This window comes from Streptomyces flaveolus (assembly GCF_000716535.1).
Lineage (GTDB): Bacteria > Actinomycetota > Actinomycetes > Streptomycetales > Streptomycetaceae > Streptomyces > Streptomyces flaveolus_A.
In genome coordinates, this window is record NZ_JNWV01000003.1 from 1 (window position 1) to 23,517 (window position 23,517).

Genomic DNA, 23,517 nt, shown 5'->3' on the forward strand with positions numbered 1-23,517 from the left:
GAACAAGTGCCTGGACGTCACCGACAACAACTCCGCCAACGGCACCCGGATACAGATCTGGAGCTGCACCGGCGGCGCCAACCAGAAGTGGAACGCGCCGGCCACGCAGCCGGGCGAGCAGTGCTGGGCGACGCACTACGGTCCTCAGCCGCCCGGTGCCCTGACGGCCAGCGGTGAGGTCTTCGACAACAACGCCGACACGGCGGCGACCTCGCTCAGCCGTCAGCCGCAACTGCCTTTCGGCACCCGGGTGCAGGTCACCAACGTCGCCAACGGCCGGTCACTGGTGGTCCGCATCAACGACCGGGGCACCTTCGTGCAGACTCCGCAGGAGCCCAAGTGCCTCGACCTGACCGACGGCGCGTTCAGCCGGCTCGGCGGCAGCCTGAACCCGGACGCCGGACACATCGTCGTCACGCAGACCGTCCTCAACTGAACCCTCGTGACGCGCGGTCGTCGGCCGACGTCCCGCATCACCTCCACGCCTCCGTGGCATCCCCCATCGCAGTACGCCCCGTGAACTGGAGCGAATCCCCCATGAATGTCCCGTACTTCAGACGGATACCGATGAGACGCGTGCACGTCGGACGGACTCTGGCCGGCTTCGTCGCCGCCTGCCTGGCCGTGCTGTTCGCCGTCACCCCGGCCCAGGCCGCCGACGGACAGATCACCGGCCTCGCCGGCAAGTGCGTCGACGTGGCGGGCGCGAACAGCGCCAACGGCACCGCCGTACAGCTCTACGACTGCAACGGCACGAACGCCCAGCGGTGGTCCAACCCCGGCGACGGCACCCTGCGGGCGCTCGGCAAGTGCCTGGACGTCGTCGACCGCAGCACGGCCGACGGAGCCGCCGTGCAGCTCTGGGACTGCTCCGGCGGAGCCAACCAGCAGTGGGTGGTCACCGCCGCGCACGACATCGTCAACCCGGCCGCGAACAAGTGCCTGGACGTGCGGGACAACAGCTCCGCCAACGGCACACGCCTGCAGATCTGGAGCTGCACCGGCGGGGCGAACCAGAAGTGGAACGCGCCGGCGAGCGGCGGGGGCGGCACCACGCCTTCCGGGTTCGTGGTCTCCGAGGCCCAGTTCAACCAGATGTTCCCGAACCGGAATCCCTTCTACACCTACAGCGGTCTCACCGCCGCCCTCGGCGCCTACCCCGCCTTCGCGAACACCGGCAGCGACACCGTGAAGAAGCAGGAGGCCGCCGCCTTCCTCGCCAACGTCAGCCACGAGCTCCTGGAACTTCAACTACAAGGCCGCCGGCGACGCGCTGTCCGGGCCCGGCACGATGACCCCGCACGACGCCATGGTCAACGGCGCCGGTTTCGGCCAGACCATCCGCTCGATCAACGGCTCCCTGGAGTGCGACGGCAAGAACCCCGCCCAGGTACAGAGCCGCGTCGACGCCTACCTGAGGTTCACCCAGATCCTCGGCGTCAGCCCGGGCGGCAACCTGTACTGCTGACGGACCCCCAGCACGCCCCTGGCGTACGGGCCGGCACCGGCCGGGACCCGCGCGCCAGGGGTTTCCTCGTCGTGCCGACGGGTTCCGGAAGGCCCAGTGGGCCGCAAGCCCTTTCACCTGCCACATCCCAATCCAAGACCCCTTAGACATCCGATGTGTTGCCACAAGTCGATCGCTTCGTTCACCGTCCAGACGATTGACAGGTGTACGACAGGTACCTAGGTTCGCCGATACACCCGATGTATCGACGATCCGTCAGGTCTGGAGGACGACGATGGCCTCACAGTCGGACAAGCGCTCACCGGTGGCCCGGAGGGCCGTGCTCGGTACCGCGCTGGGCGGAGCCGCGGTGGCGGCACTGCCGGGAGCGGCGCACGCGGAGCAGGCGGGGACGGGCGGGGACGCCGGTCCGGCGGGCGGCAGACGGCCGTGGCGGCTGCGCTCCGCCATGGCCGACGACAGCGCCTGGGAGACGTTCCTGCGCGGCCAGGACCTGCGGTGGAGCCGGCGGCCCGCCCTCTGGTACGAGGGCCCCTTCCTCGGCGACGGGCTGCTCGGCAGCATGATCTACCGGGAGCCGGACGCCAACCAGATACGGTTCACCGTCCAGCACGGCCGGGTCCAGGACCACCGGCCCGAGTTCGGCAGCGGATGGGGCACCTGCCGGCTGCCGGTCGGACACCTCACCCTCGAACCGGTCGGCACCATCACCGCCGTGGACTGGCGGCTGAGCCTGTGGAACGCCGAGCTGACCGGCACCGTGACCACCACCGCGGGCACGCTCACCCTGGCCGCCCTCATCCACGACGAGGTCCTGGCCGTCCGCGTGACGGCGAGCGGCGGCGAGCGGGCCACGTGGACCTTCCACCCCGAGGAGGCCATCAGCCCCCGCAAGATCCAGGAGGCCCCGCCCGCCGGCTACACCGGCAACCCGCCCTGGACCACCCGGACCGCCGCCGACGGCACCGAGCAGGTGCTCCAGCCCCTCTCCGGGGGCGGGCAGACCGCCACCGCCCACCGCCGCACCGGCGACGATCTGCTGCTCAGCGTCGGCCACAGCTTCCCCTCCGGCACCGCCGCCGAGGCCGACTCACTGCGCAACCTGCGGCGCGGGGCGTCGTACGCGGCCCTCAGACGACGGCATGTCCGCTGGTGGCACGCCTTCTACCGGAAGAGCTTCGTCTCCTTCCCCGACCAGCGGCTGCAGAGCTTCCACTGGATCCAGCTCTACAAGGTCGCCTCCGCCAGCCGCGCGGGCGGGCCCGTCATGGCCACCAGCGGGCCGTGGCTGGAGCCGACACCCTGGCCGGCGGTCTGGTGGAACCTCAACGTGCAACTGGAGTACTGGCTCATCCACGGCTCCAACCACCTGGAACTCGACGCGCTCGCCAGCACGCTGCGGCAGAACCAGGAGCAGCTCGTCGCCAACGTGCCCGCCGCCTACCGCAAGGACAGCTCCGGGATCGGCCGCAGCTCGGACATGTTCGCCAACCGCTCCGTGGGCGAACCGGGCACCGGCGCCGAGACCGGCGACCTCACCTGGGCGCTGCACAACGTGTGGCTGTCCTACCGGCACTCCATGGACAAGGCCCTGCTGCGGGACACGATCTACCCGGTGCTGCGCCGGGCGATCAACTACTACCTGCACTTCCTCACCCCGGGCAGCGACGGCAGGCTCCACCTGCCGAGCACGCTCTCGCCGGAGTACCCCGTCGTGCCGCCGCAGGACACCAACTACGACCTCGCGCTGATCCGCTGGGGCTGCCGCACGCTGCTGGAGTCGGCCGAACTGCTCGGCATCCAGGACGAGTCGGCGCCCCGCTGGCGGGATGTGCTGGCCCGGCTCACGCCGTACCCGGTCGACGACAACGGGTTCATGATCGGCGCGGACACCCCGTACGCGCAGTCCCACCGGCACTACTCGCACATGCTGATGGTGTACCCGCTGTACCTGGTCAACTGGGACCAGCCCGAGAACCGCGAGCTCATCACGAAGTCGGTGACCCACTGGCACGCGCTGACCGGCGCCCACCGGGGCTACAGCTACACCGGGGCCGCGTCGATCCACGCCATGACCGGTGACGGAGACACCGCGCTCAGCTATCTGCGGAAGTTCTTCGACCCCACGACCCGCTACCCCTGCCGGGCCAACACGCACTACACCGAGGCCGGTCCGGTGATCGAGACGCCACTGTCCGCCTCGCAGTCGCTGCACGACATGTTCTGCCAGAGCTGGGGCGGGGTGGTCCGCGTCTTCCCGGCCGTCCCCTCGGCCTGGGCCGATGTCACCCTGCACGACTTCCGCACCCAGGGCGCCTTCCTCGTGAGCGCCGTCCGCAAGGCGGGCGTCACCCGGTTCATCCGGGTCAAGAGCCTGGCGGGCGAGCCGCTGAAGCTGCGGCACGGCCTGAGCGGAACCCTCACCGTGCTGCTGGACGACGGCTCCCCGGCGCACACCCGGGACCTCGGCGACGGCACCCTCGCCATCGACCTGCCCAAGGGCCGGGAGGTGCTGGTCCACTCCGGTTCCCGCCCCGACCTGGTCATCGCCCCGGTGACCATCAGCGAACCCGGCCCGGCCTGGGGACTGCCGTAACGGCCGCTCCCGATCACCGGCCCGGCCCGCACGGGGCCGTGCGGCCGTCCCCCATCGCCGGGTTCGGCCGGCCGGGCCCCGCGCGCCCGTCCCACCCGTCCGCCTCGCGGGACGCGGCGCGATCGTCGCCCACCACCATTGCGGCCCACAGGGGGCCGCGCGCGACCGTCCCGCGCCCCGTTCCTCCCCGCAGGGCACCGCGCGGCCGTCCGTGCCCGTCACCCACCTCGACTCCTTCACCCGGGAGGGTTCTCATGGCGGTTCCGATCAGGACCGCGGTCGCCGCGCTGTGCGCCGGGCTCGCGGCCTCACTTCTCAGCGGCGGTCCCGCACGCGCCGGCCAGGACACGGGTTCCGCCGCGCACGTCTGGACCGTGTCCGCGCCCCGGACCGGCGCCGCGGCAGACGCACCACGCGCCCGCCTGTCCCTGGACGACACCACCGGCACGCTGAACCTGTCGGTGTCCCGCGGCGGGCGGACGGTCATCGAGCCGTCCCCCGTCGGCATCCGCACCGAGCGGGCCGATCTCTCGCAGGGCCTGCGGTTTCTGCACCGCGCGGACCGGCTGGTCGACGAGCGGTACCGGACGAAGTCCGGCAAACGGCTGCACCGGCGGTCCTTGATGAACGAGACGCGGCTGTCGTTCGGCACCGCCGCGGGCGCCCGGTTCGACCTCGTCGTCCGTGCCGCCGCCGACGGTGTCGCCTACCGGTACGTGCTGCCCGAGGGATACGGCGACGTGCTGGGTGAGGCCTCCACGTTCACCCTGCCGGCGGACGCGCGTGCGTGGCTCAGCCCCTACCGGGTGGACAACGAGGGCCAGTTCGCCGAGTACTCCGCCGGGAGCGCCCCCACCGGCGCGTACTCTGACCAGGCGCTGTTCGCGACCGACGGCGGCTACACGCTGCTCGCCGAGTCCGGTCTGACCGGCGCCTACTCCGGTGCCCGGCTCGCGCACGACCAGGGCAGCGGCACCTACCGGATCACGCTCGCCGACGAGCGGACCCACAGCACCGGGGGTCCGCTCGCCACGCCGTGGCGGGCGATGGTCACCGGCAGCCTGGCCACCGTCACGCGGTCCACGTTCACCGACGACCTCGCCCCCGCTTCCCGGGTCGCCGACCCCTCGTGGATCCGGCCCGGCACCGTGCTGTGGACCTGGCTCGCCGGAGGCCGCACGGCCGGCCAGAGCCTCACGGCGCAGAAGGCGTACGTCGACTACGCCGCCGCGCGACACTGGCCGTACGAGGCCGTCGACGCGGGCTGGTACTTCAAGAGCGACGAGTGGGACACCACCGATCCCGACTGGCAGACGAACAGCTGGCTGCCGCGACTCACCGAGTACGCGCGGGCCAAGGGCGTCGGGATCATCGTCTGGATCCACCAGCGCGACCTGGACACGCCGGAGGAACGCGCCCAGTGGCTGCCCACGCTGGAACGGTGGGGCGTCAAGGGCGTCAAGATCGACTTCATGAACTCGGAGTCGCAGTCGATGCTCCAGTGGTACGACGACATCCTCAGGGAGACGGCCGAGCACCACCTCATGGTCGATTTCCACGGTTCCACGATCCCGAAGGGCATCCAGCGCACCTGGCCGCAGGTCATGACCATGGAGGGCGTCGGCGGTGAGGAGAAGCGCACCAACACGTCCGCCCACCTGACCACCCTGCCGTTCACCCGCAACGTCCTCGGCTCCATGGACTTCACCCCCGGCGGCTTCCAGCGCGTCGGCCAGCGCCCGAACTCCGACGCGGCCGAGGCCGGTCTCGCCGTCGCCTACGAGTCGGGGCTGCAGATGCTCGCGGGCAGCCCGGAGTCGTACGACGCCCGGCCGCTCGCCCGAGACTTCCTCGCACAACTGCCCGCCGCCTGGGACGACACGCGGCTGCTCGCGGGCACGCCCGGACAGGAGGCGGTCCTCGCCCGGCGCGGCGGCGACCGCTGGTTCCTGGGCGGGGTGTACGCCGGTCCGGCGCGCAGGGCCGAGGTGCCGCTGTCCCTCGGGTCCGGACGGTGGCTGGTCGAGACGATCCGGGACGGCGCCGACGGGCTGGTCCAGGACCGGCAGGTGGTGCGCGGTGACGACACGCTCGGCGTCGATGTCGTCGCGGGCGGCGGTTTCGCCGGGATCGCCTGCCGCTGGCACCCGGGGGTCACGACCTGCCACCGCTGAGGCCGGTGCCGGTCAGCCGTCGTGGGTATGGACCTTCTCGGTCCTTCCCGGCACGGTGGTGGGCGCTCGGGCCGGGCGGTGCCGTTCGACCGGTCACCGCCCGGCTCCCCACCTCCGACCCCAAGGGCTGCCCTCATGCCGATGCCACCAGCCGCGCTGCGGCTCGCCGTCACCGCCGTGGGACTCCTCCTCACGGCCACCACCACCGCGGCCTCCGCCGCCGTGCCGCCGCGCACCGACTCCGCCCAACTCGTCGTCGAGGCGCCGGACCAGGTCACCTGGTCCGCGCCGCTGTCGACGCGGGGCCGGTACGTCGTCGACGCGCACGGCGACCGCTTCCGGCTGAAGGGAGCCAACTGGGACGGCGCGCAGGGCTCGTGGACCGGCAGCGGAAGCCCGGCCGACCCGGCCAACCATCACGCCGGACAGGACTCGCACGGCACACCGCTCGGCCTGGACCGCGCGCCGCTTCCCCAACTGCTGGCGGACTTCCACCAGCTGGGGATCAACACCATCCGGCTGCCGTTCTCCAACGAGTTGATCCACAGCACGGCCCCCGTACCCGACAGCGCGGTCGCGGCCAACCCCCGATTGCGCGGCAGGACACCGCTGGAGATCTACGACGCCGTGGTCGAGGCGCTCACCCAGAGTGGTTTCGCCGTCGTGCTCAACAACCACACCAACACCTCCCGGTGGTGTTGCGGCATCGACGGCAACGAGCGGTGGAACAGCGGTCAGTCCACCGCCCAGTGGGCGGACGACTGGGTGTTCATGGCGCGCCGCTACGCCTCCGTGCCGCGCGTGGTCGGCGCCGATCTGTACAACGAGGTCCGGCGTGACGTGCTGGACGACCCCAACTGGGGTCTGGGGGACGACCATGACTGGTACGGCGCGGCCCGGCTGGCAGCCGACCGCATCCTCACCGAGGCGAATCCACGCCTCCTCATCGTGATCGAGGGCATCAACTGGACCGGAGTCCCCGTGGACGGGCTCCCCCACGGCCGGCCGGTGCTCAGCCCCGCGCGCACCCTCTCGCACACCCTCGTGGACGCCCGCAAACTGGTCTACTCCGCCCACTTCTACGGCTACACGGGCCCCCACCACAGTGGCGCCACGGGCATCGGCGAGACCCACGACGCCCGCTACCAGGACCTGTCCCGCACCGAGTTGGCCGCGGCCCTGGACGACGAGGCGTTCTTCGTGGAGGAGCCCGGCCGGCACCACACCGCGCCCGTCTGGGTGAGCGAGTTCGGCATCGGGTCGAACGAGACGAACGCGGCGGCCCGCACCTGGTTCGGCAATGTCACCGACTACTTCGCCGACCATGACGCCGACTTCGCGTTCTGGCCCCTGGTCGGCTTCGAGGGCCACGACGACTGGGCGCTGCTGCGCTACGACACCGCGGGGCACCGCTCCGGCATCCTCGACCCCGGCGACTGGCGCGCCACCGCCTGGCAGCGTCTGATGTCCGCACCGGGCACCACCGGTCCCGTGGCGTCCGTCCCGCTCTGGCGCATGCTGAGCACCGATCACGCGGACGCGGTGACGTCGTCGCGGGTGCGCGCCACCGGAGACTGGGATCCGGGAGCGTACAAGGCGGCCTGCCCCGACGGTACGAGACTGGCCGGGCTGAGCCACACCGGTGGGCGCGGCCTGTGCACCGACGCCGGGGCTGGAGACCTGCGCGCCGCCGACGCCCGCCAGACGGTCGTCACCGACGAGCGGCACGTGCCGGCCGGCGGGGACTGGGCGTCCGGGTACACCAAGTACCAGTGCCCTGACGGGGAGTTCCTCATCGGCTACAGCCTGCGGGGAGAACGGGTCTCGGCGGCGCTGTGCGTCCCGGCGCGGGGCGCGCTGCCGGGTGCCGGGCGCACGGTGTGGTTCGACCGGTCCGACAACCGCCCCGCAGACGGCCCCGGCGGGGACTTCGCGTACGGCGCCTTCAAGGGCCAGTGCGCCACGACCGAGTACGCCGCCGGGATCGCCTTCACCGCGCGCGCGGGCAGCCGCCCCGGCCCCGCGGCCCTGCTGTGCCGGACGTTGTCCTGACCGCGAGGCGCCTGCTGTGCGCCGACGGCCACCGTGCCCGGCGCCGGGCGGCACCTCGCCGACGGATCGGGTGCGCCGGAACCGGTCGGTCAGTCGGCGTCGTACGGCGGTGTCGTCCCCGGCAGCGCGTACTCGTCGCGGCGGCCGCACATCCCGAAGGCCGCGAGCCGGCTGGGTCCGGTCTCGTACGCGGTGGCCTCCCCGAGATACGCGGGGTCCCCGGTCTCCAGCGCGTCGAGGTGGGCGCCGGTGCGTTCGGCGGTGGCGAGGGCGCCCGCCCGCCACAGTTCACGCCAGGCGGGTACCTTGGCGCGGACCAGGCGGGCGGCGGCCTGCTGGAAGTCCCGGTAGGGGCCGTCGTCCCCCGCGACGAGGGCCTGGCGCAGCGGGAGATAGCCCTCGACGGCGAGGTCCCTGCGGCGCCGGGCCGCCGCCTCCGTCTCCGGGCCGGTGCCCGGCGGGAGCGTGGCCGCCGCGGCGTACCGCTCGGGGTCGGCGAGCAGCGGGGGCGGGAAGGTGAAGACGGCCTCCCCGGCCTCGGGCAGCCCACTGTTCTGCATCAGTACGGTGACGCGCAGGCCGGCGCCCCGCACCATGCGGTGCACGGTGCCCGGTGTGAACCAGGCGACCGAGCCCGGTCGCAGCGGGATGTCCCGGTGCCCGTCGGGGCTGAGGGTCTGGACGGCGCCTCGGCCGGAGGTGACGACGTACGCCTCCGTGCACACCAGGTGCAGATGCGGGCTGCCGCCGCACACGCCGTCGGCGGACTCCCAGGCGTACGGGCTGAGGTGGGACAGGCCGACGGCCCCGGGCAGCGGGTGCGGCAGCGCGGGCTTCGCGGACGAGGGGTCGTTCACCACGGCAGGCCCTCCAGGTGGGCGGCGATCCGGTCACGGTCCCAGGCCCCGTCGGCGATCACCACCCGGTAGCGGTAGCCGAAGGACTCCCCCGGCTCCAGCGTGAACTGCTCGAAGAACGCCCAGGAGAAGGCGACCGTCGGGACGGGCTCGGCGCGCACGAACCAGTGGGACTCGTGGATCGCGGAGGTCCCGTCCAGGTTCTCCGGGGCGTGCGCGAAGACCAGCGTGGAGTGGCCGTCCGTCTCGTCGCGCTCGGCGGTGAAGGCGAGCCAGGGTCCTTGACTGCCCATGAGCTTGTCCGCGCCGGCGTCCTCGGCGTCGGGGGCGAGGACGCGGCCGCCGGTGAAGTCGCGTGGCCCGCGCCACTGGAGGCCGGTGTACCCGGCCATCTCACGGCCGGCCGTGGTCGGTGAGCCGAACACCAGCGGTTCGCCGCGGACGTTGGTGAGCAGGATCGACCAGTCCAGCGCCCAGGCGCCGGCCGTCTCGTCGACCGAGTGCACCTCGATCCCCCGCACCTCGTGGGCCCATTCCCGCCCGCCGTTCTCGGCCCAGGTCAACTCCTCGGTGAGCGCGAGCCGTTCGTCCTCGGCGGTGACCGTCGTGAAGCCGTCGTGGCGCATGGAGCCGACCCGGTCGGGCAGCGCCAGGTAACCCTGCCCGTGCACATAGCTGTTGCCGCCCCAGAAGTTCTGCCCGGACAGGTGACTGGCCGTCATCTGGAGCCCCTTGTGCCAGCGGTGGTCGCTCGGCCGGTACCCGGTCACCGTGCGGCCGGCCAGGGTGCGCACCGGATGGGCGTAGGGCTTGCGGGACTCGAAGGGATCCGGGTCGGGGCGGTAGACGTACCGGAAGATCTCGGTGCCGTTCGGCGCGTCCACCGCGACGTGTTCGCCGTGGACGTGGCTGACGCGGATGCTCATGCGCGCTCCTTGGGGGCCCAGTCGGGGTGGTCGCCGTGCATGGCCGTGTAATAGGGGTCGCCGGGGCCGATCTCGCCCGCCCGCACCGGTCGCCCGGTGAACGCCGCCTTGTACAGGGCGGCGGCGAAGTCCAGGGCGGCGCGGGCGTCCTGGCCGCTGCCCGGGGGTCGTACGCCCCGGTCGTAGGCGTCGAGGAGGGCGCGGAGCTGGGCGGTGTGCGAGCTGGGCACGTCGTGTGCGGGGGTGCGCCAGGCGGCGGCGCGCTCGGGGCCGACGTGCGGGGCCGGGGTGTAGACCCAGTCGTCGTTGCCGTGCCCGTACAGATGGGTCAGCTCCACGGTCGCCTCGGCGCAGTCGATGCGGATGCGGCTCACCTCGTCCGGGGAGAGCACGCTGTTGACGACGGTGGCGAGCGCGCCGCCGCGGAAGCGGACCAGGGCGGTGGAGACGTCCTCACTCTCGATGTCGTGGACCAGCCGGGCCGCCATGGCCCGTATCTCCTCCCACTCGCCGAGGAGGTGCAGCAGCAGGTCGTACTGGTGGATGCCGTGCCCCATGGTGGGCCCGCCGCCCTCCGTGGCCCAGCGGCCGCGCCACGGCAGGGAGTAGTACGCGGCGTCCCGGTGCCAGGTGGTCTGGCAGTGCGCCACGAGCGGGGTGCCCAGCTCACCGCGGGTGATGAGGTCACGGGCGTGTACGGCGCCGGAGCCGTAGCGGTGCTGGAAGACGACCGCGGCGTACGCGCCGGACGCCTCCTCGGCAGCCGTGATGTCGTCCAGTTCGGCCGGCGACAGGCAAAGCGGCTTCTCGCAGAGCACCCAGGCGCCCGCCTTGAGCGCGGCCACGGTCTGCTCCCGGTGCAGGGCCGGCGGGGTGCCGATCAGCACGAGGTCCGGGCGTACGGCGTCCAGCATGGCGTCGGTCGAGGTGAAGCCGTCGACCCGTGCACCCGCGAGCTGTCGGAAGGCGTCCAGCCGGCCCTGGTCCACGTCGACGGCGGCGACCAGTTCGACCCGCTCGGCATGGGCTCTGAGCGCGGGCAGATGGCTGCCGGTGACGATGGCACCGGTGCCGATCACGGCGACCCGGCGGCGGGGTGCGGGCAGGGACATGCGGCGCTCCTCGGAGATCGGCAGGACGGGACGGCCAGCACCATGGAAAGCGCTTGCTGTCGTACGGCACGACCCTAGGGGCGGAGCCTGGCCGGAACAACCCCCGTGCCAGGGACGTCGGCTGACGCGACGGCTTCCCGGGCCGGCGGGCGACGGGTCCCTGCCCCGGGCGCCGGCCGTGACGACCGCCAGGCCGGCGCGAACGCCGGCGGCCTCAGGTCAGGGCGTTCCGGAGCCGGTGCAGCATCTCCCGCAGGATGTTCTCCGACGTCCCGAAGTTGAGCCGTACGAAGCCCTCGCCCTCCGCTCCGAACGTGCGGCCGTCGTTGAGCAGGACGCGGGCCTTCTTCAGGAAGAACGTCTGCGGGTCGGTGTCCAGCTCCAGCTCACGGCAGTCCAGCCAGGCGAGGAACGTCGCCTCCGGCACCCGGTGGCGCACGCCGGACGGCAACTCGTCACGGACGAGGGCGGCGTTGCGCGCCAGGACCGTCCTCAGCCGCGACAGCCAGGCGTCCCCCTCCCGCCAGGCGGCCAGGGTGGCGGCGACGCCGAAGGTGTTGGCTTCGCCGTACAGGTGGGTGGGGTGCGCCAGTGCCTCACGGACCTCGGTGGCGCCGACATGCGCGACGGCGCAGCGCAGTCCCGGCACGTTGAACGCCTTCGTGGCCGACGTCAGGGTCACCGTGCGCGCGGCCACCTCGGCCGAGAGGGAGGCGAAGGGGACGTGCCGGTGCGGGGCGTGGACGAGGTCGGAGTGGATCTCGTCCGAGACGACCAGCAGGCCGTGGCGGAGCGCGAGCCCCGCCAGCGTCTGCAGTTCCTCCCGGCGCAGCGCGCGTCCCGTCGGATTGTGCGGGTTCACCAGCAGCAGCACCCGTGCGGGCCGTTCCCGCAGTTCCCGGTCCAGCCGGTCGGCGTCGAACGTCCAGCTCTCGCCGTCCGGTGCGTACGGCACCGCGTGCAGACGCCGCCCCATGCTCGCGATCGTCTCCAGGAACGGCGGGTAGGTCGGGGTGTGCACCACGACGCCGTCACCGGGCCGTGTGGCGACGTCCAGTACGGCCTGGAGGCCCTGGTTGACGTCGGTGAACTCCCTGACCTGCGAGGCGTCGAGCGCCCAGCCGTGGCGTTCGCGCATCCGCTCGGCGAAGGCGTCCCGCAGGGGGTTCTGGACGGACCGGCCGTCCCAGGAGGGATAGCCGAGGTCGTCGTCCACGCACCGCGCCAGGGCCTCACGCACGGCGGGGGCGGGCGGGAAGTCCATCTCCGCGATCCACGCCGGGAGTACGTCCGGCTCGACACGGCTCCACTTGGCTCCGGGCCGCCGGGACAGCGCGCGGACGTCCAGGTCGTCGAACATGGGGTGCTTCTCTGCTGCCATCCGTCCATCCTGCCGCCGACGGGACGTGAGGGCACCCCTGTGTACGACGACACGTCAACCGGCCACCGGAGCCGCCCGTATTCCTAGGTGTCCGCCCAGGTGCAGCCGGGCGACCAGGCCGGCGCAGCCGAGGCCGGTCGCGGCCAGGGCCGCCCACGGCAGCCATCGCACCCCGGTGTCGAACAGCGCGCCGACGGCGAGGTTGCCCAGCGAGATCGCGATGCCGGAGGCGGTGTTGTAGGCGCCGTAGTACGTCGCGACGAGCCGGTCGCCGGAGAGCCGTACCACGGTGTCCATCTCGAAGGGGTAGAGCAGCGCCCCGCCCCAGGCCAGCAGGACCGCGCACACCGTCAGGGCGCACAGTCCGGCCGGCGCGCCGTAGGAGCGGGGCAGCAACGGCAGGAAGGCCACGCCCATGACCACGAGCCCCCACACGACGGCCTGCGGCCCGGACAGGGTGCGTTGCGCCCACGCGGTCAGCTTGAGCTGGCCCGCCAGCGCGGCCAGCGCCGACGCGGCGAAGACCGCGCCGGTGACCCATCCGGTCCGCTGGCCGAAGAGTGCGCGGGCGTGCAGCGGGAGAGCGAGGTAGACCTGGAAGGCCAGGACGTAGGAGCCGCTCATGGCGGCCGCGAAGAGCAGGAAGGGGCGGTTGGCGGCGACGGTCCGCCAGTCGGCGGCGACCGCCCGCCAGGCGGGTCCGGTGCCACGGCCGACGGGGGGCCGGGCGGGCAGGGCGCGGGACTGCAGCACGGCGAGGGCGCCGAAGATGACGGCCGCGACCGTGCACACCGCGCTGAAGTCCCAGGTCAGCAGGGCCAGTCCGGCGAGCGGGCCGACCAGGATGCCCGCCTGGTAGAAGACGTTGAACGCGGCGAAGGCCGCCACCCTGCGCTCCTCGCCGGCGTCCGCCGCGAGATACGCGCGGACGGCCGGATTGAACAGCGCACCCGCCAGACCGGTCAGCGCCGAGGCCGCCACGAGGGCGGGGAGCGAGGAGGCGACCGCCAGCAGTGCGAAGGCGACCGCGCGCAGGGCGCATCCGGTCAGGATCATCGGCTTGCAGCCGTAGCGGTCGGCGAGGGTGCCGCCGAGGAGGAACATGCCCTGCTGGGAGAAGTTGCGCACTCCCAGCACCAGGCCGACGGCCCAGGCGGCGAGGCCGAGGCCGTGGGCCAGGTGGTCTGCCAGGTAGGGCATGAGCATGTAGAAGCCCAGGTTGATGGCGAACTGGTTGACCATCAGCAGTCGGGCCGGCCGGTCGAAGGAGGCCATGGGCAGACGTGGCGGCTTCACCGGGCACCCGCCTTGGTCAGGTCGCGGGCGAGGGGGTCGCGGACGCGGTCGCACCGCGTCCACCGGGTCACGGCGCGCGCGTCCGGTTCGTCGATGTCGTCGGGCTCCGGCGGTGGGGTCCGCCCGAGGAGGCCGTGCTCGCGGCACCAGGTGTCGTCGTAGACCGTGTGCAGGTAGCGGTGCGGGCCGTCGGGGAAGATCGCGGCGATCCTCGTCCCGGCGGGGTACGTCCGGGCCGCCCATCCGGCCACCAGTGCGACCGCTCCGACACTCCAGCCGCCGGAGGCGTAGTGCCGGCGGGCGAGTTGGCGGCAGGCCCAGACCGCCTCGGCCGGGGCCACCCAGTGGACCTCGGCGAAGGCCGCGTAGGCGACGTTGTCCGGGTGGATGCTGGAACCCAGCCCGCGCATCAGCCGGGGTCCCGCCGGCTGGCCGAAGATCGCCGAGCCGACCGAGTCCACCCCGATGAGCGTCAGCCGCGGGAAGGCCTCACGCAGTACGGCGGAGACGCCCGCGGAGTGTCCGCCCGTGCCGACCGCCGTCACCAGTACGTCCACCCAGCCGAGTTGGGCGATCAGCTCGGCCGCGAGGGTACGGTAGGCGGCGACGTTGTCGGGGTTGCGGTACTGGTCCGGGCAGTAGGCGCCCGGCGTGCGGGCCAGCAGTTCGGCGACGCACGCGCGGCGCGCCTCCTGCCAGCCGCCCTCCGGGTGCGGCGCGGCGACCTGCAGGACGCGTGCGCCCCGCGCGGTGAGCAGGCGCGCCATGGCCGGTTCCATGCCGGGGTCGGTCACGACGGTCACCGGGTGGCCGTAGGTCAGCCCGGCCAGCGCGAGGCCGAGGCCGAGCGTGCCGCTGGAGGACTCGATGACCGGCGCGCCCGGCGCCAGGTCGCCGCGCCGGCGGGCCTCGCGGACCATGTGCAGGGCGGGCCGGTCCTTGAGGCCGCCCGGGTTGGCGCCTTCCAGCTTGGCGTGGAAGCCGCGGCCGGGCGGGGCGAAGGGCTCGTCCACCCACAGGACCGGGGTGTCTCCGACGAGGTGGGCGGGGCGACGGGCGGTCCTGAGGCGGGGGTTGCGCGTCCGGAAGGGTTCGGGCAGGGACTCCGGGAGGAATCCGGGCAGGGCCTCGGGGAGGGATCCGGGCAGGGAGGGGTGCATGACGTACGGCTCCTTCGCGCCCGGCAGCCGTGCGGGCGGGCGATGTGCGAGTGGGGGGTGGCGCGCGAGGCACGCCCCGGACCGCGCGGGGTCGGGGGCGTGCGGGCGCGGGCCTACTGCCGTAGCACGCAGACGAGCGCGAGCGAGGAGCTGTTCACACAGGAGGGGGCGGCACCGGGCGGTCCGCGCCGAACGGTGTGCGTGACGTGCCCGCGGGACCCGGCGGGAAGGAGAGTCTGGTGCGTCTCGCCGTCGAGGGGGGTGTCGTCCAGGGCGGCACGTGGCCGGTCCGCCGTGTGGTCGACGTGCCCGTCCGCCGCGTGCCGGTGCTGGGGCGGCCCGTCCGAGCCCGTCTCGTCGGCTCCGTCCGCGACCTGCCGGACGTCCTGCGCCACGGGGGCGCTCGGGTCCGGGCCGGCGAAGGCGCAGGCGTGCACCGCGCCGGTGAGGTGGGCGGCGATCACCAGGACCAGCCCGACCAGCAGGGCGGCACGACGGGAGCGCCCCGCGCGTCCGTCACCGCTGCCCCACGACATGATCACAGCCCCACAGTAATCACGCCGTGACGGTATGTCACATCGGTGGAGGCGGGATTCGCCCGCGCGAGGGCTTCTACGCATACGCCAGTCCTACGACGCACACCGCTGCCGACAGCCCAAGGCGATGCCTCGCACGACGAGCACCCCGGCACCCGGCCCGCGCCGCCGAAGGCACCTGGTTCGCCCTCGTGGCCCTGTCCCAGGCCGGCGCCCAGGGCCGACCTGGTGGCCCTGACCCGCGGACCTCACCGTCCCCCGGCGCCCGGCCAAGTACGCTCCGCTCCGCACGCCGCGTCGAGTGCGGCCACCACTTCGCGGTACCGCGCCCGGGCGGCTCCGTGGCTTCGGTCGATGACCACGGCGCCCGTTTTCCCGAACTCCGGCAGGGCGCCCAGCATGGAGAAGACGACGCCGCGACGGTCCCGGTCGGAGTAGAGGAGACCTTCGCGGGACGCGATGTCGAGGACCTGTTCCGCCGTCAGGGTCCGGTACCGCTCGTGCTGGAGCCGGTCCGTGGCGACGTAGCACAGGGGCACGCCGTCCGGGGTGAGGTAGCCGCCGGTGGCGGGGTCGAGCCGCGCCTCGGCGACGCCCTCCAGGAAGTTCAGCGGCGCCGTTCCGCCGCCCATCCGGAGGTTGATCTCCAGGGCGTGGTGCCGCCAGCCGCCGTCCTCCGCGCGTGCCGAGACGAAGTCGACGCTCGCGATGCCGACCGCGCCCTTGGCGGCCAGCGTCCGTCCCGTCCGCAGTGCGAGCGTGTGCAGTTCGAGGCGGTAGTCCTCCAGGGCGGGGGCGGTGGCCCCGGCGTAGGTTTGCCCTGCGGCGCCCACGAAGAGCTGGTCCTGGGTGGACAGCACCCGGACCTCGCCCGAGGGGGAGACTCCCACCTGGGCCGACGGTGACCTGACCTCGGCGCCCGTGACGAACTCCTCCACGACGCCGCCCATCTCGGCGAACTTGGCCGCGTAGTCGTCCCACGTGTCGGGCGGGGTGGCGAACTCGACGTGCCCGGGCAGCACACGGCGGATCCACGCCTCGGCGTCCCCCGGTTCCGGCGCCCCCCGGAAGTCGAACAGGGCGTTGCCGCCGGCTCCGAAGCTCTCGTTGAGCTTGATGACGGCGCGCCCGGACGCGGGCCGGGAAGCGTGCAGTCGCGCCAGGGCCTCGACGAGGTCGTCCTCGTCCCGGAGGTCCTCCACCCCGGCCGGCGCCGGCACCCCCGCCTCCGCGAACACGCGCCGCGCTCCGCTCTTGGAGCCGAGGTGGGCCAGTTCCGGGTCACAGGCGAACAGGGGCACGCCGAGCCGGACGGCGAGCTCCCGCTCGAACGGCGTCCCGTTGAAGGCGAGGACGCACGCGTCCTCGGGGTCGGTGAGGGACCGCTTCAGCCGCTCGATCACCTCGGGGCGTCGCAGGATCTTCCGCGTCAGCGGCTCGGGGCCGGGGTCCGCGCAGTCCACCAGGGTGAGCCGTCGACGGGCGTCCTGGACCGGCAGAGAGCGCACCAGGCCGAGGGCGTAGTCCACCACCGGGTCCGGCATCGGCACGCTGGTGACGTAGACGAGGTGCCGGTCAGGGTGGCGCAGCAGATGGAGGAAGGACAGCAAGCGCTCCTCGTAGTGCATGATTCCGGGGATCTTGGTCATCCCCGCCTGGTCCAGGGTGAAGCTCGGGAGCACCACGACTACCCGCGGCCGGCCCGTGCCGTCGAGGGGAGAGACCAGGTTCTTCTGGAGTCTCTCGAAATCGGTCTTCAGGTCTGCGTTACCCGCCACGGAACCCGCCTTTCCCGGAGGAGTACGACGTCAGGATTCCCCGCTGTTCTCGCGACCCAATCCTGAGGCGCCTCAAGTCGGCCACCGACGTGTCCGGCCACTACCGGCACCGAGTCCTCCCGCCGACGCGTCCACCGGCCCTCGCGGAACAAGCCGAGAGCCACTGGTTTCTGTCCGAAATGCCCTCTGTCGCGGACTTCACCGGCCTGTCAGTCTTGTTTCTCGTTCATCGGGGCCGGTTACGACACCCGGGTCGGCGTGGAGCGTTATCGGTCACCCGATGGGTTACCGGGGCGAGATCGAACGCGTCTTCACCCGTCTTCCGTCGATGCTCGTCCACACCTCGGGGATACCGGAGCGGCGTCGAGCCGGGAACGAGAAACCTGCGGGCGTGTCCCTCGGGCGAGGCGTAGGGGTTCGTGTGGCTCATGCCGCAGGGCAGGTCGGGGCTGAAGGAGCTCGACGCATTCCTCGGGGACTTCCGGCGCGACATCGAGGACCTGAACCTGGCGGACTTCGACGTGTACGGGGCCGAGAGTCACGAATGGGAAATCAACTGCCCCTTTCCTGGCCGTAGACCGCCCTTTTGGTGATCAGGAGCCCGGTGTAACCGTCGCGATGGAACTGCTCGATCTCTTGCCGGCTGAGCGGGAAGTCGATCATGCGTCACCTGACTTTCGGCCATCGCCTCTGCACATTTTCGCCGGGCTCGGAATTCCCGATACCGCTTCTTTTCAGACGTCATTCACCTGGGTTCACCCGGCGAGTCGTCGGCGCGGCAACGCCGTGGCTGTGTGACAGCCGTGGCACAGCTGGGCCACGATCGTCAACCGCTGGCCGGTACACGCAAGTTGCCGCCTAGCATGAGCCCGACAGGTGGTCCGGCGATGCCTGGGGGAACGTGTGGTGCTGGGAGGGGTGGCGGCGCGGCTCGGCTGCGCCGTGGCGGTGTGCGGCGCACTGCTGGCCGGCTGTACCTCCGAGGGGGACGGGCCCCGCGCACCGGTGGCCGGGACGACGCCCCCGGGCGCGGTGAGCGCGAGTCCCTCGCCGACCGCCGCGGTCGACATCGACCCGGCCAAGCTGCCGACGACCGCGGCCCAGGCCGCCGCCCTGGTCCGCGACGTCCTCGCGCAGCCCTCCGCGTTCGGCCCGGACACGGTCCGCCGCAGCCCGTACGAGAGCGACCCGCGGCGCTGGGCGGTGCTCGGGGACGACTGCGTCTGGGAGCAGCGGGCGCTCCCGAAGGACGTCCTGGCCTCCCTGACCCGCCATTACGAGATCCCGGCGAGCGGCGGCCGGGGGCCGCTCTCGCTGAGCGCCGTCGTCACCGTGCACCGGACCGCCGAGCAGGCCGACTGGGAGAACGCCGAGGTGCTGGAGGAGATGATGCGCTGCCCCTCCCAACTGCTGCGCTCCGGTGAGGTGCTCACGGACCTGACCGACGTCCCGAACGCCCTCGGTGACTCAGGGAACGGCTACGCCGACGACACCCTGGCCGAGACCGGCGCGTACACCGGCGACCGGCTCGGCGGTCCCCACCCGTACGTCTGGGAGCAGACCCGCATCGGACCGGTCACCGTCGCGGTCTCGGCCCAGGGCGCCAAGGGCTGGTCCAAGACCGACCTGTTCGACCGGCTGAGGGACCCGCACACCAGGATGCGCGCCGGGCTCAGGCGCGCGATCGGGCGGGACACCCCGGCCGGCACCGGCTCGCCCTCGGCGTCCGAGTCCACCGTCACGAAGGGCAGCCGCCGATGACCGAGAAGCTCGCGCCCTCCGACCCGGCCCGGATCGGCGGTCACCGTCTGCTCGCCCGGCTCGGCGCGGGCGGCATGGGCGTGGTCTACCTCGGCCGTGCGGAGTCCGGGGAGCTGGCCGCCGTCAAGGTGATCCTGCCTGAGTACGCCGACCAGCCGGAGTTCCGCGCGCGGTTCCGCCGTGAGGTCGCCGCCGCCCGGCGCGTGGACAGCCCGTGGGCCGTGCCGGTGACCGGCGCCGACCCGGACGCGCCCGCGCCCTGGCTGGCCACCGCGTTCGTGCCCGGACCCTCGCTCGCCGAGGCGGTCGCCGCCCGCGGTCCGCTGCCGCCGCGCGGGGTACGGGTGCTCGGCCGGATGCTGGCCCGGGCGCTGACCGCCGTGCACGACGCCGGGCTCGTGCACCGCGACGTCAAGCCCGGCAACGTCCTCCTCGCCGTCGACGGCCCCCGCCTGATCGACTTCGGCATCGCGCGCGCCGCCGAGGAAACGGCCCTCACCTCGTCCGACGTGGTCGTCGGCACCCCCGGCTTCCTGGCGCCGGAACAGGCGCGGGCCCACCCCGCCACTGCGGCCAGCGATGTCTTCGCCCTCGGCTGCCTCCTCTCCTACGCCGCCACCGGCCGCCCGCCCTTCGGCACCGGAGCCGTGGACGCCCTCCTCTACCGCACCGTGCACGACGAGCCCGACCTGGACGGCCTGCCCGACGGCCTGCGCGAGCTGCTGGAGCGCTGTCTCGCCAAGGACCCGGCCGCCCGGCCCGCCGCCCGCGAGGTGGACGAGGCGCTCGGCGAGGACACTCCCGCCGACACCGCCGACTGGCTGCCCGACGACGTCGTACGACTCATCGCGGACCGCTCCGCCGCGATGCTCGCCCTGCCGGACATCGAGGCGACGGCCCTCGACGCGACAACGGACGGGCGCCCGGCGGGAGTTCCCGAGGACCAGCGGCCCACGGAAGTTCCCGGGGACGCGGCACAGCGCACCGGTGGCCGCCGCCGCTTCCTGCTCCTCGGCGGTGCGGCCCTGCTCGCCGCGGGCGGCGGCGCGGCCTTCTGGGCGAGCCGCCGCGACGACGCCCCCGCACCCGCCGCCCGCCGCTGGGTGCTCGGCGTCCAGGCCGACCTGACGGGCCCGCAGCGAGCCGTCGGAAAGGCCCAGGAACGCGGCGTACGCCTGGCCGTCGAGCAGTTCAACGCCCGCGCGGACAAGCCGTTCACGCTCACCCTGAAGGTCGCCGACGACGGGGGCGACGGGACCCGCGCCGCCCGGGCGGCCCAGACCCTCGCCGCCGACCGCGACCTGCTCGCCGTCATCGGCTCCACGGGCGACCGGACCACCGGCGCGAGCCTCGACACGTACGACGCCCAGCTCGTCCCGCACCTCACGGCCTCCTCCGCACAGGAGGCGTACGGCACCTCGCGGCCCCGCCGCTTCCTCCAGGCCGTCCCCGGGTACGGCGTGTCGCCCGCGCTGATCGCCCTCCAGCTCCGCAAGGCGGGCGCCAGGCGCGCGGGCGTCCTGATCGACCGCGACGGCGGCATCGCGGCCTGGCAGCTCGGCCACACCACCTTCCAGTCCCTCGGCATCGTGAAGATCCCGGCCGAGCCACGGGTCGTCCCCCGGCTGGCCCGGCAACTCGGACCGGCGGTCGCGGAGACGCTCGCCCGCGCGCCGGACGGCTTCGTCTACTCGGGCACGCCGACACGCGCGGCGGCCGTCGCCCGTGCCCTCGCCGAGCGGCGCTTCACCGGCGTCCGCGTCCTCGGCTACCCGGCCGCCGACCAGGAGTTCCTGACCGCCGCGGGCCCGGCCGCCGAAGGCTGGCAGGTCTTCGCGCCGTACATCGATCCCTCGGCCGCTCGCGTGCGGAGCTTCGCCACCGCCTATCGCCGCCGTTACGGCTCCGCGCCCCCGTACTGGGCGGCGGAGGCCTACGACGTGGCCCGCATGGTCATCGCCCGCGTCACCGAGGCGGGGGCCCGCCCCTCCCGGACCAGGCTGTACGACCTGCTGGCGAAGGGTACCTACAAGGGGCTCGTGCGGACGTACGCGTTCGACAAGGACCGGATGCTCAAGGGGTACGACGTCTTCCGCTACGAGGTGAGGGGCGGCCGGTACGCCTACGCGGGCGAGGCGGCTCTCTGATGCGCCCGCTCGCACCGGACGACCCCGAGGACATCGGCGGCCACCGGCTGCTGGCGCGGCTCGGCGCCGGCGGCATGGGCGTCGTCTACCTCGCCCGCGGCGCGGGTGGAACGCTGGTCGCGCTCAAGGTGATCCGTGCCGAGCACGCGGCGGACCCGGCCTTCCGCGTCCGCTTCCGGCGCGAGGTGACGGCCATGCGCGCCCTGACCGGCCGCTGGCTGGTGCCGGTCGTGGCCGCCGACCCGGAGGCCCGCAAGCCCTGGCTGGCCACGGAGTTCGTTCCCGGTCCCGCCCTGGCCGAGGCGGTCGACGGCCACGGTGCCCTGCCCGTCGCGACGGTACGGACCCTGGGCCTGCGGCTGGCCGAGGCGCTGACCGCCGTCCACGCGGCGGGGCTGGTGCACCGGGACGTGAAGCCGGGGAACGTCCTGCTCGGCCTGGACGGTCCCCGGCTCATCGACTTCGGCATCGCCCACACGGCCGGTGCCACCGCGCTCACCGCACCCGACGCCGTCGTGGGGACCCCCGGCTTCCTCTCGCCGGAACAGGCGCGGGCCCGCGCGGAGGAGGTCGGCCCGCCGAGTGACGTCTTCTCCCTGGGCTGCGTCCTGGCGTACGCGGCCTCGGCACGGCGGCCGTTCGGCACCGGGCACGCGGCGGCCGTTCTGTTCCGCACGGTGCACGAGGAACCGGATCTGACGGGCGTACCCGCCGGCCTGCGGTCACTGATCGCTGCCTGTCTGGCCAAGGACCCCGCGCGGCGCCCGACGGCCACCCGGCTCGGGACCGCCCTGCGGGACCCGAGGGCCTCGCCGGCGTGGGGCGTTCCCGAAGCGCGGGACGAGGACTGGCTGCCGCCCGCCGTGCTCCGCCTGGTCGCGGAACGGTCCGCGCGCGCACTGGACGTCCCGACCCCCCGACGGTCCGCGCCCGCACCGGACGCGCCCGCCCTCCGACGGCCGGCAGGCGAAGGCACCGTCACCGACCCGGCCGACGCCGGATCACCGACCCGGCGCCGCGTCCTGCTCATGGGGAGCGCGGCGGCCGCCGTGGTCGCGATCGGCGGCGGGGCCGCCGCGTACCTGACGGCCGGACGCGGCGGGACCGGTGGCGGTGCCGGCGGCGGCCTGCCCGTGCGCACCCTCGGCTTCCAGGCCGATCTGACCGGCGACGGCAAGGCGGACGGTGTGGCCCAGGAGCGCGGGGCACGCCTGGCCGTGGCGCACCACAACGCGCGCGCGGGCATCGCGTTCCGCCTCGCGCTCGACACCTACGACGACCGGGGCGACGCCGTCCGGGCCCGGCAGGCGGCCGAGCGCTTCACCCAGGCCGGCGTGAGCGCGGTCATCGGTCCCGGCACGGCCACCGCCGCCCTCGCCGCGGGCCCGCACTACCAGGCCGCGAACACCGCCATGGTGCTGGTATCCGTCTCCGATCCGCGAATCGACACCAGTGAGCTGCGGACGCTGTGCGTCACTCGGGGCCCCGAACGGCAGTTGGCGCTGCCGCTCATCACCTACCTGAACACCGTACGGCCGGTCGACCGCACCGCCGTCATCGACGACCGGGCCGCGGGCCGGGCGGGCGCCGACCTCACCGGCGCCCTCACACTGGGCCTGCCCCAGGACACGACCAGCGTGCACTCCGTGACCGCCGGCAGCGACGACTTCGGGCCCGCCGTTCGCGCCGCCCTCGCCGCCCGGGCGGAGGCCGTGGTCTTCAGCGGGACGTCGTCCCAGCGCGCCGCACGCTGCGCCCGCGCCCTCGCGGACGCGGGCTTCACCGGGCCACGGCTGGGCACCTGGCACATCATGCGCCCCGCCTTCCTCCAGCAGGCCGGACCGGCCGCCCAGGACTGGCTGTTCGGCACCCCCTTCACCGACCCCGCCGGCGTGTCCCCGACGTTCGTGTCCGCCCACCGCACGGCCTACGGCACCGCACCCGGCCGCTGGGCTCCGGAGGCGTACGACGCCGTGGGGCTGGTCGCGCGGGCCCTGGAGTCACTGGGCGGCGCGGCCGACAGCGCACCGGGTGCCGTGGCTCAGCGCCTGTTCGGCCTCACCTACCGGGGCCTCGCGAAGACGCTCCGCTTCGACGACACCCACGCCCTCGCAGTGGAGCCCGACGCCGTGTACTTCCTGTACCAGGCCAAGGACGACGCCTTCCGGTTCCTCGGCCGGTACGACCGGGTGAGCTGAGCCGCCCACCGTCCCTGTGCGGGGTGGGCGCGCGAGACCGCGCGGACGCGATACGGGGGAGGCGTCCGCGCGGTC

The 23,517-nt window shown here is 73.5% G+C and carries 15 protein-coding genes and 1 pseudogene; 8 read left to right on the forward strand and 8 right to left on the reverse strand.

What is annotated here, in order from left to right; translation table 11 throughout:
* The 5 genes and pseudogenes from OO52_RS02520 to OO52_RS02540 form a co-directional block, all read left to right on the forward strand.
* Positions 1 to 436 (forward strand): RlpA-like double-psi beta-barrel domain-containing protein (locus tag OO52_RS02520; RefSeq protein ID WP_030640428.1); only part of this gene is annotated, 436 nt, incomplete at its 5' end.
* 131 nt (positions 437 to 567) lie between these two features.
* Positions 568 to 1,468, forward strand: a pseudogene (locus OO52_RS02525) (lectin).
* 274 nt (positions 1,469 to 1,742) lie between these two features.
* Complete coding sequence (locus OO52_RS02530) at positions 1,743 to 4,064, forward strand: glycosyl hydrolase family 95 catalytic domain-containing protein (protein WP_030640431.1); 2,322 nt, start codon at positions 1,743 to 1,745, stop codon at positions 4,062 to 4,064.
* Positions 4,065 to 4,318: 254 nt separating this feature from the next.
* On the forward strand, positions 4,319 to 6,238 hold the full coding sequence (locus OO52_RS02535; protein WP_030640433.1) for a glycoside hydrolase family 97 protein: 1,920 nt from the start codon (positions 4,319 to 4,321) through the stop codon (positions 6,236 to 6,238).
* 135 nt (positions 6,239 to 6,373) lie between these two features.
* Entirely contained in the window at positions 6,374 to 8,290 is a 1,917-nt protein-coding gene (locus tag OO52_RS02540) for a cellulase family glycosylhydrolase (RefSeq protein WP_030640435.1), read from the forward strand.
* 89 nt (positions 8,291 to 8,379) lie between these two features.
* On the opposite strand, the gene OO52_RS02545 is transcribed toward OO52_RS02540, so the two are convergent.
* From OO52_RS02545 to OO52_RS02580, 8 genes are all read right to left on the reverse strand, one after another.
* On the reverse strand, positions 8,380 to 9,150 hold the full coding sequence (locus OO52_RS02545) for a cupin domain-containing protein (protein WP_030640437.1): 771 nt from the start codon (positions 9,148 to 9,150) through the stop codon (positions 8,380 to 8,382).
* On the reverse strand, positions 9,144 to 10,073 hold the full coding sequence (locus tag OO52_RS02550) for a PmoA family protein (RefSeq protein WP_030640440.1): 930 nt from the start codon (positions 10,071 to 10,073) through the stop codon (positions 9,144 to 9,146). The genes OO52_RS02545 and OO52_RS02550 overlap by 7 nt, the downstream gene beginning before the upstream one ends.
* Positions 10,070 to 11,185 carry a Gfo/Idh/MocA family protein gene (locus OO52_RS02555; protein ID WP_030640442.1) on the reverse strand — a complete coding sequence of 372 codons (1,116 nt, stop codon included), beginning with the start codon at positions 11,183 to 11,185 and terminating at the stop codon, positions 10,070 to 10,072. Before OO52_RS02555 ends, OO52_RS02550 begins: the two co-directional genes overlap by 4 nt.
* A 214-nt stretch (positions 11,186 to 11,399) precedes the next feature.
* Entirely contained in the window at positions 11,400 to 12,566 is a 1,167-nt protein-coding gene (locus OO52_RS02560; RefSeq protein ID WP_234339329.1) for a MalY/PatB family protein, read from the reverse strand.
* Positions 12,567 to 12,620: 54 nt separating this feature from the next.
* Positions 12,621 to 13,862 (reverse strand): MFS transporter, encoded by a 1,242-nt coding sequence (locus tag OO52_RS02565; RefSeq protein WP_030640446.1) that lies wholly within the window; start codon positions 13,860 to 13,862, stop codon positions 12,621 to 12,623.
* Positions 13,859 to 15,022: a PLP-dependent cysteine synthase family protein gene (locus OO52_RS02570; protein WP_030640448.1), complete on the reverse strand. Its 1,164-nt coding sequence runs from the start codon at positions 15,020 to 15,022 to the stop codon at positions 13,859 to 13,861. Before OO52_RS02570 ends, OO52_RS02565 begins: the two co-directional genes overlap by 4 nt.
* A 113-nt stretch (positions 15,023 to 15,135) precedes the next feature.
* Positions 15,136 to 15,558 carry a hypothetical protein gene (locus OO52_RS02575; RefSeq protein ID WP_234337730.1) on the reverse strand — a complete coding sequence of 141 codons (423 nt, stop codon included), beginning with the start codon at positions 15,556 to 15,558 and terminating at the stop codon, positions 15,136 to 15,138.
* 248 nt (positions 15,559 to 15,806) lie between these two features.
* The gene (locus tag OO52_RS02580) at positions 15,807 to 17,336 is read right to left on the reverse strand and encodes a peptide ligase PGM1-related protein (RefSeq protein WP_030640452.1); all 1,530 of its coding nucleotides are present in this window, start codon (positions 17,334 to 17,336) and stop codon (positions 15,807 to 15,809) included.
* A gap of 906 nt (positions 17,337 to 18,242) precedes the next feature.
* On the opposite strand from OO52_RS02580, the gene OO52_RS02585 reads away from it, so the two are divergent.
* The 3 genes from OO52_RS02585 to OO52_RS02595 are packed head-to-tail and all read left to right on the forward strand — an operon-like array spanning position 18,243 to position 23,442.
* Entirely contained in the window at positions 18,243 to 19,097 is an 855-nt protein-coding gene (locus OO52_RS02585) for a hypothetical protein (RefSeq protein WP_234339330.1), read from the forward strand.
* On the forward strand, positions 19,094 to 21,244 hold the full coding sequence (locus tag OO52_RS02590; protein ID WP_030936720.1) for a bifunctional serine/threonine-protein kinase/ABC transporter substrate-binding protein: 2,151 nt from the start codon (positions 19,094 to 19,096) through the stop codon (positions 21,242 to 21,244). The genes OO52_RS02585 and OO52_RS02590 overlap by 4 nt, the downstream gene beginning before the upstream one ends.
* The gene (locus OO52_RS02595) at positions 21,244 to 23,442 is read left to right on the forward strand and encodes a bifunctional serine/threonine-protein kinase/ABC transporter substrate-binding protein (RefSeq protein ID WP_030640458.1); all 2,199 of its coding nucleotides are present in this window, start codon (positions 21,244 to 21,246) and stop codon (positions 23,440 to 23,442) included. Before OO52_RS02590 ends, OO52_RS02595 begins: the two co-directional genes overlap by 1 nt.
* Positions 23,443 to 23,517 lie beyond the last annotated feature (75 nt).